This is a genomic window from Amycolatopsis sp. NBC_00348 (assembly GCF_036114655.1).
Classification (GTDB): Bacteria; Actinomycetota; Actinomycetes; order Mycobacteriales; family Pseudonocardiaceae; genus Amycolatopsis.
Genome location: NZ_CP107994.1, coordinates 9,459,409 through 9,472,378, shown reverse-complemented (window position 1 = coordinate 9,472,378; position 12,970 = coordinate 9,459,409). Strand labels below are relative to the sequence as shown.

Annotated in this window: 10 protein-coding genes; 7 read left to right on the top strand and 3 right to left on the bottom strand. The window is 72.2% G+C overall.

What is annotated here, in order from left to right; all coding sequences use genetic code 11:
* Positions 1-2: 2 nt before the first annotated feature.
* From cydD to OHS58_RS42730, 3 genes are all read left to right on the top strand, one after another.
* Positions 3-1,559 (top strand): thiol reductant ABC exporter subunit CydD, encoded by a 1,557-nt coding sequence (cydD, locus tag OHS58_RS42740; protein ID WP_328646078.1) that lies wholly within the window; start codon positions 3-5, stop codon positions 1,557-1,559.
* A gap of 146 nt (positions 1,560-1,705) precedes the next feature.
* Positions 1,706-3,331, top strand: a complete 1,626-nt coding sequence (cydC, locus tag OHS58_RS42735; protein WP_328646077.1) for a thiol reductant ABC exporter subunit CydC — start codon at positions 1,706-1,708, stop codon at positions 3,329-3,331.
* Positions 3,332-3,376: 45 nt separating this feature from the next.
* Complete coding sequence (locus OHS58_RS42730) at positions 3,377-4,051, top strand: lysophospholipid acyltransferase family protein (protein ID WP_247061010.1); 675 nt, start codon at positions 3,377-3,379, stop codon at positions 4,049-4,051.
* Position 4,052: 1 nt separating this feature from the next.
* Here OHS58_RS42730 and OHS58_RS42725 read toward each other — a convergent pair whose 3' ends face one another.
* A complete protein-coding gene (locus OHS58_RS42725; RefSeq protein WP_328646076.1) occupies positions 4,053-4,769 on the bottom strand; it encodes an SDR family NAD(P)-dependent oxidoreductase in 717 nt (238 codons plus the stop codon).
* A gap of 70 nt (positions 4,770-4,839) precedes the next feature.
* Here OHS58_RS42725 and OHS58_RS42720 point away from each other — a divergent pair, with 70 nt between their 5' ends.
* The gene (locus OHS58_RS42720; RefSeq protein WP_328646075.1) at positions 4,840-5,727 is read left to right on the top strand and encodes a LysR family transcriptional regulator; all 888 of its coding nucleotides are present in this window, start codon (positions 4,840-4,842) and stop codon (positions 5,725-5,727) included.
* Here OHS58_RS42720 and OHS58_RS42715 read toward each other — a convergent pair.
* Both OHS58_RS42715 and OHS58_RS42710 read right to left on the bottom strand, forming a co-directional pair.
* Entirely contained in the window at positions 5,676-6,260 is a 585-nt protein-coding gene (locus OHS58_RS42715) for a TIGR00730 family Rossman fold protein (protein WP_328646074.1), read from the bottom strand. The two genes, OHS58_RS42720 and OHS58_RS42715, sit on opposite strands and share 52 nt — an antisense overlap.
* Positions 6,260-7,045 carry a TIGR00730 family Rossman fold protein gene (locus OHS58_RS42710; protein ID WP_247061002.1) on the bottom strand — a complete coding sequence of 262 codons (786 nt, stop codon included), beginning with the start codon at positions 7,043-7,045 and terminating at the stop codon, positions 6,260-6,262. Before OHS58_RS42710 ends, OHS58_RS42715 begins: the two co-directional genes overlap by 1 nt.
* Positions 7,046-7,426: 381 nt before the next feature.
* Between OHS58_RS42710 and OHS58_RS42705 the strand changes: the two genes are divergently transcribed.
* The 3 genes from OHS58_RS42705 (at position 7,427) to OHS58_RS42695 (ending at position 12,700) form a co-directional block, all read left to right on the top strand.
* Entirely contained in the window at positions 7,427-8,719 is a 1,293-nt protein-coding gene (locus OHS58_RS42705; RefSeq protein WP_328646073.1) for a helix-turn-helix domain-containing protein, read from the top strand.
* A 551-nt stretch (positions 8,720-9,270) separates the two neighbouring features.
* Positions 9,271-11,343, top strand: a complete 2,073-nt coding sequence (locus tag OHS58_RS42700) for a M4 family metallopeptidase (RefSeq protein ID WP_328646072.1) — start codon at positions 9,271-9,273, stop codon at positions 11,341-11,343.
* Positions 11,344-11,425: 82 nt separating this feature from the next.
* Complete coding sequence (locus OHS58_RS42695) at positions 11,426-12,700, top strand: helix-turn-helix transcriptional regulator (RefSeq protein WP_328646071.1); 1,275 nt, start codon at positions 11,426-11,428, stop codon at positions 12,698-12,700.
* The last annotated feature ends 270 nt before the right edge of the window (positions 12,701-12,970 follow it).

The window sequence follows — 12,970 nt, the reverse complement described above, 5'->3', positions numbered from 1 at the left end:
ACGTGCCCGCACTGCCCGGACTCCGGCGGTACCTGGTTCTGCTGACCTCGCTCGGCGTGCTGTCGGCGTTCGCGGTGTTGCTCCAGGCCGAAGGTCTCGCCACGCTGCTCACCGGTGGTGGCCTCTCGTTCGTCTTGGTTCTCGCGATTGCTTTACGCGTAATGCTTTCGCTGGTCGGCGATATCCTCTGTGGACGGTTCGCGTCCTCGGTCAAGGCGGGTCTGCGGCATCGGCTGCTCGGCTCGTCGTCTGACCGGGCGGGCGTCGTCGCGACGCAGGTGACGCGCGGTGTCGACGCCACCGACAGCTACCTGACCGGGTACCTGCCGACGCTCGTCGTGTCGGTGGTGGTCCCGATCGCGGTGATCGTCCGGCTGTTCACGACGGACCTGACGTCGGCGCTGGTCGTGACGGCGACACTGCCGCTGATCCCGGTGTTCGCGATCCTGGTCGGCAAGCACACGTCGGCGCACACGCAGTGGGACCTGCTCAAGAGGCTGGGCGGGCACTTCCTCGACGTCGTCCGCGGGCTCGGGACGCTGAAGGTGTTCGGGCGGGCGGAGGCGCAGGCGCGCACGGTCCGCGCGATGGCGGACGCGCACGCGGACGCGACGCTGAAGACGTTGCGGGTGGCGTTCCTGTCGGCACTGGTGCTGGAGCTGGTCGCGACGCTGTCGGTGGCGCTGGTCGCGGTCCCGATCGGCTTCCGGCTCCTGGACGGCGGCCTGGACGCGCGGACGGCGCTGTTGATTCTGGTCCTGGCCCCGGAGGCGTACCTGCCGCTGCGAGCGGCGGGCGCGAAGTTCCACGCGGCGGCCGAGGGGTTGACGGCGTTGCGGGAAGCACTTGCGGTACCGGTGGTTTCGCTTCGTTCCGGGACTGTGGTTCGACGCCGGGGTGCGCCTTCGCTGGTCTTCGAGCGGGTGACCGTCCGTTTTGGCGACGTCGCCGCATTGTCCGATGTGGACCTGTCGGTGCCCGCCGGGTCGCGGCTGGCGCTGGTCGGGCCGAGCGGATCCGGGAAGAGCACGTTGCTGGCGGTGCTGCTGGGGTTCGTGGCGCCGACATCGGGCCGGGTCCTGGCGGACGGGGTGGACGTGCGTGCGCTGGATCCGTCCGGCTGGCTGGCGGACATCGCGTGGGTCCCGCAGCGGCCGACGTTGTTCCGGGGTTCACTGGCTTCGAACATCGGACTGGGCCTCGCTGAGCCCGACGTCTCCGGCGCGGCCCGCGCGGCGGCGCTGGACCAGGTGGCGGCGGGGTTGCCGGGTGGTTACTCGGCTCAGGTGGGCGAACTGGGCGAGGGCTTGTCGGCCGGTCAGCGGCAGCGGGTGGGGCTGGCCCGAGCCCTGGCCCGGACGACGGCGGGGCTGGTGCTGCTGGACGAGCCGACGGCCCGCCTGGACTCCCGAACGGAGGCGACGGTGCTGTCCGCGACCCGGCGGCTGCTGCCCTCGCGGACGGCGGTGCTGGTCGCGCACCGGCCGGCGATGGTTTCGCTGGCGGACCGGGTGGTCGAGCTGCGCGATGGCCGAGTGTCCGCGGAGGTGGCGGCGTGAGGTTGTCAAGTTCGGTATCCACAGGCGAGCAGTTGTCCACAGATTCGCGCGCACCTCGTTTTCGCAGGCCAGGGGCGGTACGCTGGGTTCGGGGACGCCCCCCGGGACGGGTGGGGGCTGTCTCGGGGCTGTGGGCTGTGTCCACAATGGACGCCCTTCGCCTCACCCGCGCCGCACTTCTTGCCGCGGGGGCCGAGCTGGCCGCCCTTGCGCTCATGGCCACCGCCGCCTGGTTGCTTCTTCGCGCCGCCGAGCGGCCGCCGCTTGCCGCACTCACCGTGGCCGTCACCGCTGTGCGGGCTCTTGCTCTTCTCCGTGGTGGCCTGCGGTACGCCGAACGGCTTGCCGGGCACGAGGTCGTCCTGCGGTGGCTCGGCTCGCTGCGCACCCGCGTCTACCAAGCCCTCGCGCCCGGGTCGCGGTATTCCGGTGGGGACCTCCTCACCCGGCTCGTGTCCGATGTGGACGCTCTGCAGGACGCCGTCCTGCGGTGGTTGCTGCCCGCTGTTGTCGCCGGGATTGTCGGGGTCACCGCCGTCGGGGCGGTGGCGACGGCTTCCGTGGGGGCCGCGGGGGTGCTGGCCGCGGGGCTCGTCGTCGCCGGTGGGGTGCTGCCTTGGCTGGTCATCCGGGTCACCGCGGCGCGAGCGGTCGAAAACGCGCCGAAACGGGCGGAACTCGCCGAACGTGCCGTCGAACTCGTCACCGGGTATCGGGAACTCGTCGCTGCTGGGGCGCTGACAGCAAAGCGGGGCGCCGCGCACGACGTCGTCGAGCAGCTCAGGGAACCGGTCACGAAGACCGCTCTGCTCGGTGCCGCGGGGATCCTCGTCCAGCTCGTCACCACGATCGCCGTCTGCCTTCTCTGCGACGCCTCCGTTCCGTGGACCGCCGCTCTCACCCTCGGCTCCATGACGACGTTCGAGGTCGTCCTCCCGCTGATCACCGCCGCTCGCCGGGTTCCGGAGATCCGCGCGTCGGCGGCTCGTGTGACGGCCGTGCTCGCCACGCCGCCGGTCAGCCCGGGCACCCGCACCGTCCACGAAGGACACTTCAAGCTGGAACGAGCCGGCCTCCGCTACCCGGGACGCGCGCCCGCGCTGCTGGACGTCGACCTCGACCTCGCGCCCGGCCGCCGCGTCGGGATCCTCGGGCCCAGCGGGGCCGGGAAGACCACCCTCCTGCGCCTGCTCCTCGGCCTCGAAACCCCGACCTCCGGCCGTGTCACCCTCGACGGGCACCCGCTCGCCGAGTACGCCGACCTGGCGAAAGCCGTCTCCGGGGCGCTCGCCGACGCGCACGTCTTCCACACCACCGTCCGCGAGAACCTCCTGCTCGCGAAGCCGGCCGCGAGCGACGACGAACTGCGCGAAGCCTGCGAAACCGCCGGCTTCGACCTGGCCCTCGACCGCGACACCGGCCCGGACGGCGACGCGCTCTCCGGCGGTCAGCGGCAACGGCTGATCCTGGCCCGCGCGGTACTGGCGGCGCCCCGGGTCCTGGTGCTCGACGAGCCGGTCGACGGCCTCGACCCCGCGCACGGCGACGCCGTCCTCAAGCGCGTCCTCGAGCGCACGCGGGGCAGCGTCGTCCTCGTGACGCACCGGCCCGAGCACCTCGACGGCTTCGACCAGGTCCTCACCCTCGAGGACGGCCGTGACCGAACCGACGGTCGAGCGCCGGTAGCACAACGGAAACCGTCCGGTCACCCTTCGCGGTCAGGATGGGCCGGGCGGCCGGCCACTACGCCGCTCGAACCAACTCACGAGTAGCGACCGTGCCATGCTGGAGGCACCGCATCCGAGGAGGAGGACCACTTGATCGCGCAGCTTGTCCGCTTCGTGCTGGGCCCGCTGGCCAGGGCGCTCTACCGGCCGGAGGTGCGTGGCGTGGAGAACGTGCCCGCCACCGGCCCGGTGCTCCTGGCGGCCAACCACCGGGCCGCGCTCGACACCGGCGTGATCACCTTCGCGACGCCGCGGCAGGTCAAGTTCCTCGGCAAGGCCGAGTACTTCGTCGGCAAGACGATCAAGGGCCGGCTGATGGCCGGCTTCCTCGGCGGCCTCGGGTACGTCCCGGTCGAGCGCGGCAACGCCCAGGCCGGCCTCGCCGCGCTCGAAGCGGCGCGCAAGGTGCTCGACGCGGGTGGCGTCTTCGCGATCTACCCCGAGGGCACGCGCTCGCTCGACGGCCGGCTGCACCGCGGCCACACGGGCGTCGGCGCGCTGGCCCTGGCGACGGGCGCGAAGGTGGTGCCGGTCGCGCTGACCGGCACCGAGAACCTCCAGCCCGAGGGCGCGCGCGTCCCCCGCCTGGCCAAGATCGGCATCACGTTCGGCAAGCCGCTCGACTTCTCGCGCTACGAAGGCCAGGACTACGCGCCGGCGATCCGCCGCTCGGTGACCGACGAGGTGATGTACGCGATCCTCGAACTGTCGGGTCAGGAGTACGTGGACACCTACCACAAGCGGCCCAGCGAAGGCGCCGCCTGAGTCACCAGGGCACCGGGCCCTCGTCGTCGACGAAGGTGCCCGTCGGGCCGTCCTTCGGGATCGTCGCCATCCGGACCGCCGACTCCGCGCCCTGCGCCGCCGTCCGGGGGCCCGAGTGGCGGTTCAGGTCCGTCGCGCAGTGGCCGGGGCAGACGGCGTTGACCAGGATCCCGTCGGCCCGCAGGTCCCTGGCGTACTGCAGCGTCAACGACGTCAGGGCGGTCTTCGACGGCGTGTACCCCGCCGAGATCGGGAGTTCGCTGGCCGGGTCGGCGTTGCGGGCCAGTGACGCGCCGCTGCTGGAGACGTTGACGATGCGCGGTGCGGCCGACCGGCGCAGCAACGGCAGCAGGGCGTTCGTCACGCTGACGACGCCGAAGAGGTTCGTCTCGAAGATCGCGCGCAGGACGTCGAGGTCGGCGGTGCTGGGACGCTGGCTCGCCAGGTCGGAGCCCGGCGGCACGGCGACGGCCGCGTTGTTGACCAGGACGTCGAGCCGGCCGTAGCGGGCGTCGATGGTGGCCGCGGCCGCGGCGACCGAAGCCGGGTCGGTCACGTCGAGCACCACCGACGAGCCGCCGATCTCCGCGGCCGCCTCCTCACCGGCAGAAGCGCTGCGGGCGCCGACGACGACGGTGTGGCCGAGGGCGGCGAGCCGGCCGGCGATCTCGCGGCCGATGCCCTTGTTCGCGCCGGTGACCAGAGTGATTTCGTTCATGACCCCAGCACACCAGCGCGCGGCCGCTTCGAGCCAACACCGGATCCGCATCGGCCGATACCCTGCGGGTATGCAGCCACCGGAAACGCGGGAGCTCGCCTACTTCGTGGCCGTCGCCGAGGAACGGCACTTCGGCCGCGCGGCCCAGCGGCTCGGTATGGCGCAGCCACCGTTGTCGCGCGCCATCCAGCAGCTCGAACGGCGGCTGGGCGTGCCGCTGCTGGAACGCACCAGCCGCGGGGTGACGCTGACCGCCGCCGGCGCGGTTTTCCTGGTGGAGAGCCACAAAGCGCTCGACGCCGTCGCCGCCGCGGTGCGCCGGGCGCAGCGGGCGGGCGAGGCCGTCCCGAAGCTGCTCGTGGCGACGAAGCCCGACGGTGACGCCGGCCTGCTCGAGCGGATCCTGCCCCGGTACCGGCAGGACCCGGACGCCGTCGAGGTCGAGGTGGTCGTCTGCGGGATCGGCGAGCAGACGCCGATGCTGCGCGACGGGCGCGTCGACCTCGCGTTCGTGCACCCGGCGCACGACGACCTCGCCGGGTTCGACACCGAGCTGCTGCTGACCCAGGACCAGGTGGCGGTCCTGCACCGCGGCCACCGGCTGGCCGGGCGCAGCGCCCTGGTGCTCGCCGACCTCGACGGCGAGCCGCTGCCCCGCTGGCCGGGGACGGACAAGGCGACGAGCGGCCCCGAGGTGCGGGACTCCGGGCAGCTGATGGCGCTGATCGCGCTGGGCCAGGCCGTCGCCGTGCTCCCGGCGTCGGTCCGGCGGCACGCCTGGGCGGACGTCGTGTGCGTGCCGGTGCTCGACGCGCCGCAGAGCTCGATCATGCTGGCCTGGCCCGACCGGACGCGGTCGCGGGCGGTGGCCGCGTTCGTCCGGGCGAGCACGGAAGCCGTGAGCGCTCAGATTCCGGGCGGTCCCGCGGCCCACTTAGGCGGAGCCGGCGGCTCGTAGGTCGCGAACTTGTCGAGCAGCACGGCCGGGTCCGGGTCGGTCAGCAGCAGCTGCCGGTAGTCGTCCTTGACGAACCCTTCCGTCACCATGTGGTCGGCGAAGGTGAGCAGCGGGGCGTAGTAGCCGTCGACGTCGACCAGGCCGATCGGCTTGCCGTGCAGGCCGAGCTGGGCCCACGTCCACACCTCGAACAGCTCCTCCAGCGTCCCGGCGCCGCCGGGCAGGGCGAGGAAGCCGTCCGAGAGGGCCGCCATCTTGGCCTTGCGCTCATGCATGTCCTTCACGACGTGCAGCTCGCTCAGCCCGGCGTGCGCGATCTCGACGCTCGAGAGCGCCTCCGGGATCACGCCGATCACCTCGCCGCCCGCGGCCAGCGCGGCGTCGGCGACCACACCCATGGTGCCGACGCTCGCACCGCCGTAGACCAGCCCGATGCCGCGCTGGGCCAGCAGCTTGCCGAGCGCCGCCGCCTGCTCGGCGTAGCGCGGCGAGAAGCCCATCGACGACCCGCAGAAGACACAGATCCGGCTCATCAGTGGGTGTCCTCCCAGGCCTGGTAGGAGTTCTGCACCACGCTGACGGCGTCGTCGATGTCGTCGGTGACGTGCAGCAGGTTCAGGTCGTGCGCGCTGACCTTGCCCTCGGCCTGCACGGTCTTGGCGATCCAGTCGTAGAGCCCGCCCCAGTACTCGCTGCCGAACAGCACGACCGGGAACTTCGTGACCTTCTTCGTCTGCACCAGCGTCAGCGCCTCGAACAGCTCGTCGAGCGTGCCGAAGCCGCCGGGCAGGCAGATGAAGGCCTGCGAATACTTGATGAACATCGTCTTGCGGGCGAAGAAGTAGCGGAAGTTGACGCCGAGGTCGACCCACGGGTTCAGGCCCTGCTCGAACGGCAGCTCGATACCGAGCCCCACGGAGAAGCCGCCGGCCTCGGCCGCGCCGCGGTTGACGGCCTCCATCGCACCCGGGCCGCCGCCGGTCATCACGGCGAACCCGGCGTTGGCCAGCGCCGCGCCGATCTTGCGGCCGAGCTCGTACTCCGGGTGGTCGCGCTTGGTGCGCGCCGAGCCGAACACCGTGACCGCGCGCGGGACCTCGGCGAGCGCGCCGAAACCCTCGACGAACTCGGCCTGGATCCGCAGCACGCGCCACGGGTCGGTGTGCACCCAGTCGCTGGGCCCGCGCGAGTCGAGCAGCCGCTGGTCGGTCGTGCTGCCCTGGTCACGGCGGTCGCCACGCAGGACCACGGGGCCCTTCTGGCGCTCGACCGGACGCTCGGGGTACTGGCCGTCGGGGAATTCAGACTGTTCGCTCACTACGCCATGCTACGACCTGCCCGCCAGCGGGAATGCGAGCAACGCTGTCGAGGTGAAGTCGATGGCCGGCTCGTTACTGGGCCATGAACTCAAGTCGTCGGCGTAACGGGATCCCTGCCCGTCGAAGGATTCATCCGGACGGGTGCATCTTTCGGGCCCGCGGGGAACAGCGGATCTGCGCCGTCGGGTCCATTCACGACCGCGCACTTTCGAAGGTCCGGTGAGGTCACCGCCACCCCGTCGCTCCAAAATGGACAGTTGCGGCCGGACGCGTCGACGTCGGCGCCGGCCCGGTCGACGCGGGTGCCGACGTCCCGGCCGGCCCGGGCCGACGAGATGTCCGTTTCCGCGCTATCCACCGCGATGACCTACCGTGGGACGATGACCAGGGCCCCCGCCGAACCGCTCGGCACGCGGATCCGGCGGCTGCGTGCCGACCGCGGCTGGACGCAGCGCGAGCTGGCCGAGCCCGGGTACGACCGCGGTTTCCTGGCGAAGGTCGAGACCGGCAGCCGGCCGCCGTCGGAGGAGATGCTGGCCTACCTCGCGCGGCGGCTCGGCCTGACCGTCGACGAGCTGCGGTTCGGGCGCCCCCCGGGCGTCGCCGCGGACCTGCGGAACGCACTGGACGAGGGCTACCGGGACCTGGAGCAGGGCCGCGTCGCTACTGCGGAGGCGCGCTTCGCGTCGGTCGGCCAGCAGGCCGCGGGCTACCACCTCGCCGACGTCGAGTGCTACGCGCGGTTCTGCCAGGCCGAGGTGAAGTGGCAGCTGTTCGACGTCGAGGGTGCACAGGCGGCGCTGGAGCACGCCGAGGAGCTGGCGGCGGCGGCACCGCCGTGGCTGCGGGCGATGATCGTGCACCGCTGGTCCGGCTGCCGCTACCTGACCGGCGACGCCGGCGCGGCGATCGCCCGCGTCGAGGAGGCGCTCGGCGTTCTGGCCGGCGACCCGGACGCCGAGTTGTGCCTGCTCAGCGCGTTGATCCACCCGCTGATGGAGATGGGCGGCCTGCACCGGGCACGCCAGGCAGCGGTGGCGGGCCGCCGGCTGATCCGGTCGGCCACGCGGCCGGACTTCGTGGCGCGGTTCCACCGGCAGGCGTCGCAGGTCTGGCAGGCGATCGGCGAGGCCGACCGGGCGGAGCAGGACCTGATCGAGGCGTCACGGCTGTTCGCGTCGGTCGGTTTCGACCGCGACGCGGCCCGCTGCCGCTGGGCCCGCGGCTACCTGCTGCGCCGTCTGGGCCGGCTGGCGGAGGCGCGCGCGGAGCTGACGGCGGCCCGCGACCAGCTCGCGGCCATCGGTTCGGAGGAGGGCGTCGCGGGCGCGACGATCGAGCTGGCCGAGGTCCGGCTGCGCCAGGGCGCGCTCGCCGAGGCGTCGTCGCTGGTCGATGCGGTGCTGCCGCTGCTCACCCAGGACGTCGAGACGCTCGGCGAGGCCACGGGCCTGCTGGGCCAGATCGCCCAGGCCCAAGGCGATCTGGCCGCCGCCACCCGCCTCCTGAAAGAGGCACTGGAAATCCAGACCCGAGCTTCTTTGCACGCGGCGGCGGTTTCGACGTCCCTGCGGCTCGGAGACGTCCTACGACAACGTGGTCATCTCGACGACGCCATCACGGCCTACCACCGCGGCCTCGACTCCGCCGAAGTCACCGACACCCCGGCCTGACCGACCCTCCAGGAGCGACTTCCGCCCCTGATCACGCGAGTCACGACTCCCGTCACGCGAGTCCCGTGCCCGATCACGCGGATGACGGCCCCGGCCACACGGCCCTCCCGAGTCCGGTCGACCGGCTTGGCGTGCTCCGGCACGGGTCTCACGTGATCAGGGCCGTAACTCGCGTGTCCGGGGACGGAACTCGTGTGATCGGAGGGTCGACTCGCGTGATTGGGGGGTCGACTCGCGTGATTGCGGGGTCGACACGGTGAGTGGTGTGGACCAATCGGGGTGGCGGTCCGGGAATCCGGGCGGAAACGCAAGTTCCTACGAAAGTAAGTGAATTGGTTCAGACCAGTCGGTGATACCGGCCGTTGCCTGGGGATTTGCGCGGAACGGCGTGATCTTTCCCGGAGGGCGCTGGGCCATTCGGCCCATTGACCGGCAGGCCGGTGGAACCTTTACTCGGATGCGTCCGGCGCCATAACACCAGTTATTCCGGCGGACACATCGCGACCCGGCCGGGCGCACGGTCTCCCCGAGTCCCACCGGAAAGGTTCCCCATGAGATCCCCACGAGGGCTGGCGGCGATCGCCGGCCTGACCCTGACCTTCGCGCTGCCGGCGATCCCGGCCAGTGCCGCTCCCGCTCAAGCCCCGGCCCAGAACCCCGAGGCGCTCGCCGCCGTCGCCGCCGACCAGGCCGCGCTCAACGGCGTCGACCAGCTGGCCAAGGGCCCGAGCGAAGCGTTCGTGCGCACCGGCGTCACCCCCGGTGGCGGCGGCCTCTTCTACGCCTCCTACCAGCGCACCTACCACGGCCTGCCGGTCGTCGGCGGGGACGCGGTCGTCGTCGCCGACGGGGCCGGGCGCGTCCGCGCGACCGACGCCGCCAAGACCGCACCCATCAGCGTGAAAACCCAGGCCACGCTCACCGCCGCCAAGGCGAGCGGCATCGCCAAGGCCAAGGTGTCCCGGGTGGACTCCACGAGCACCCCGCAGCTGGTCGTGCTCGCCGGGGACGCCCCGAAGCTCGCCTACGAAGTCGTCGTCAGCGGCCACAACGCGGCCACGCCCACCCGCCTCCACGTCTTCGTCGACGCGGCCACCGGCGCGGTCCTCGACTCCCGTGACGACGTCCGCACCCTCGCCGGGCCGGGCAAGGGCGCGACGACGAACACCGCGGCCGTCGCGGGCACCGGCAACTCCTACTACGCCGGCCAGGTCTCGATCGACACGTCCGGCTCCGGCAGCTCCTACTCGATGACCGACCCGGGTCGCCGCGGCATCGCCTGCGGCCGCGAAGGCGGCGCCATCTTCACCAAGAGCACCAACAGCTGGGGCAACGGCTCCGGCACCGACCTCGAAACCGGCTGCGTCGACACGCTCTACAGCGTGCAGTCCGAGTGGAAGATGCTCAACGACTGGCTCGGCCGCAACGGGATCGACGGGGCCGGCGGCGGCTTCCGCGCGAGCGTCGGCCTCAACGACGTCAACGCCTACTGGGACGGCTCGTCGACGCACTTCGGCCACTCCCAGGACAACCAGCGCCAGGCCACGCCGATGGACGTCGTGGGCCACGAGTTCGGCCACGCGGTCTTCCAGACCACGCCGGGCGGTGCCGGTTCGGGCAACGAGAACGGTGGCATGAACGAGTCCACCGGCGACATCTTCGGCGCGCTCACCGAGGCCTACGCCAACAACCCGAAGGACACACCGGACTTCATCGTCGGCGAGGGCGTGAACCTCGTCGGCCAGGGCCCGATCCGCTACATGTACAACCCGTCGCTGGTCGGCGACCCGAACTGCTACTCGTCGTCGATCCCCAGCACCGAGGTGCACGCCGCCGCGGGGCCGCAGAACCACTGGTTCTACCTGCTCTCCCAGGGCAGCAACGCCTCCCCGGCGAGCCCGACGTGCAACGGTTCCAGTGTCACCGGCATCGGCATCCAGAAGGCCGGCAAGATCTTCTACAACGCGCTCCTGAAGAAGACGTCCTCCTGGAACCACAAGGCCGCCCGCAAGGCGACCCTCGAAGCCGCGATCGCGCTGTACCCGGGCAGCTGCACGGAGTTCAACGCCACCAAGGCCGCCTGGGACGCCGTCTCCGTCACCGCCGCGAGCGGTGAGCCGACCTGCACCGGCACCCCGCCGGCCGGCAACGAATACTCGCTGACGCTCTCGCCGACGTCGGCGTCCGTCCAACCCGGACAGTCCGCGTCGACCACGGTGACCACCCGGGTCACCGCGGGCAGCGCGCAGACCGTGCAGCTGCAGGCCACCGGCCTGCCGGACGGCGCCAAGGCGACGTTCAGCCCGGCGAGCGTCCAGTCCGGCGGCACGGCGACGCTGACCATCACCACCGCGGCCACCACCCCGAACGGCACCAGCCAGGTGACGGTCACCGGTGACGGCACCGACGCCGACCACACCGCGCAGTTCTCGCTCACGGTCGGCACCGGCACCCCGCCGACCGGCTGCTCCGGCCTCGCCGAGTGGGACTCCGCGAAGGCGTACGTGCCCAACGACGTCGTGGGCCACAACAGTCACAAGTGGACGTCCACCTGGTACTCGACCGGGGCCGAGCCGGGCGCGCCCGGGTCGTGGGCCGTCTGGACCGACGCCGGCGCCTGCTGATACCCGCCGCGCGGCGGTGGGTGACTCCCCCGCCGCCGCGCGGCTTCCGGGCATATCCTGTACCAGTGGAAAGGCGAACCGCGTGAGCGTGAGCGGCGAGACCGTCGGCGAGCGCCTGCGTGAACTGCGCACCGAGCGCGGGCTCACCCAGCGGCAGCTCGCCGGACCGCAGTACTCCGCGGCGTACGTCTCGTCGGTCGAGACGGGCGCGCGGACACCGTCGGGTGACGCGCTGCGGTTCTTCGCGCTGCAGCTCGGGATCGAGCCCGACGAGCTCCTCGGCGGCAGCTCCCCGCGTGAGCTGCTCGAGCTGGACATCGAGCTCATCGAGACGGCGGAACGGTTCCTGCTCGGTGATGCCCGCCGAGCGACGCCGCGGATGCAACGGCTCCGGCGGCGCGCCGAACGCCTCGAACGGCCGCGGCAGGAAGGCATCGCGCTGCTGTGGCTGGCCGGTTACTCCCGCGGTGAGGCGCGCACGAAGTACGTCGCGCAGGCCGAAACCGCGCTGGCGAGCGAGCCGCCGCCGGTGCGGGCGATGGTGGCGCCGCTGCGCGCGGCCGTGCTCAGCGACTGGGGCGAGGCGCAGTATTCGTTGCACCTGCTGGAAACCTGCCACGCGGAGCTGCTGCGCGACGGCTACCCGCAGCCGTCGATGCTGCTGACGTTGCGGGCCTGCCTGGCCGAGCGGCACCTGCGTCAAGGCGATCTGGAACGGGCTTCGGAGTACGCCGACGCGGCGCTGCGCCTCACCCGGGGCGGGCCGGCGGTGCTGGCCGAGCTGACCCGCAGTCACGTCGAGGTGTGCCGCAGCCACCTGGCCGCGGACCGGTTCGCCGACGCGGCGGCGTCGATCGCCGCGGCCTACGACCTGATGCAGGAGCGGGCGCTGCACCCGGCGATGGCGCACTGCCTGCTGGCCAGGGCCCGGGTCCGCGGCCGCCGGGGTGACGTCGAGGGCGCGCTGGCCGACCTCGGCGCGGCGCGGGAGACGGCGTGGCCGGACGACGTCCCGGCGATCACGGTCGAGCTGGCCGGGGAGTACCTGGCCGCGGGCCGGCTGGAGACGGCGGCCGCGTTGCTGGACCAGATCCGCCCGGCCGTCGTGGCGGGCACGGCACTGGCGGCGGAGCTGCGGCTGCAGCTGGGTTCCCTCGCGCGGGCGCGGGGTGACGAGCGGCGCGCGGCCGAAGACCTGCGGGCGGCGGTCGAGCTGGCCACCGGGCTCGGGGCGCGCGGGGTCCTCGTGCGCGCGCTGCGTCCGCTGAGCGAACTCCTCGGCGAGACCGGCCGTCAGGAAGAAGCGGCCGACGTGCTGCGCAACGGCCTGATCGCACTGGGCGCGGAAACCGACTGAGCACGATTCCTGAGCAATACTAACGATTCTCGGTGATCGACACCCATCCGGCGTTCGGATGGTGTCCGGGACAATCCCTACGAAAGTCGTTCCGGGGCACCCGCCGGGAAGAATCCCCAGTTGCAGGCGGGTTTGTACGAATTGACCCATGAATCCGGAACGCGCCGTTGGTCCGTTCGGCCCATTGACGCCCCCGGCCCCTGATCCTTTACTCGGATGCGTCCGGACGCATACCTGCAGTTAGGCCCCCGGACACGTTCCCCGTACCCC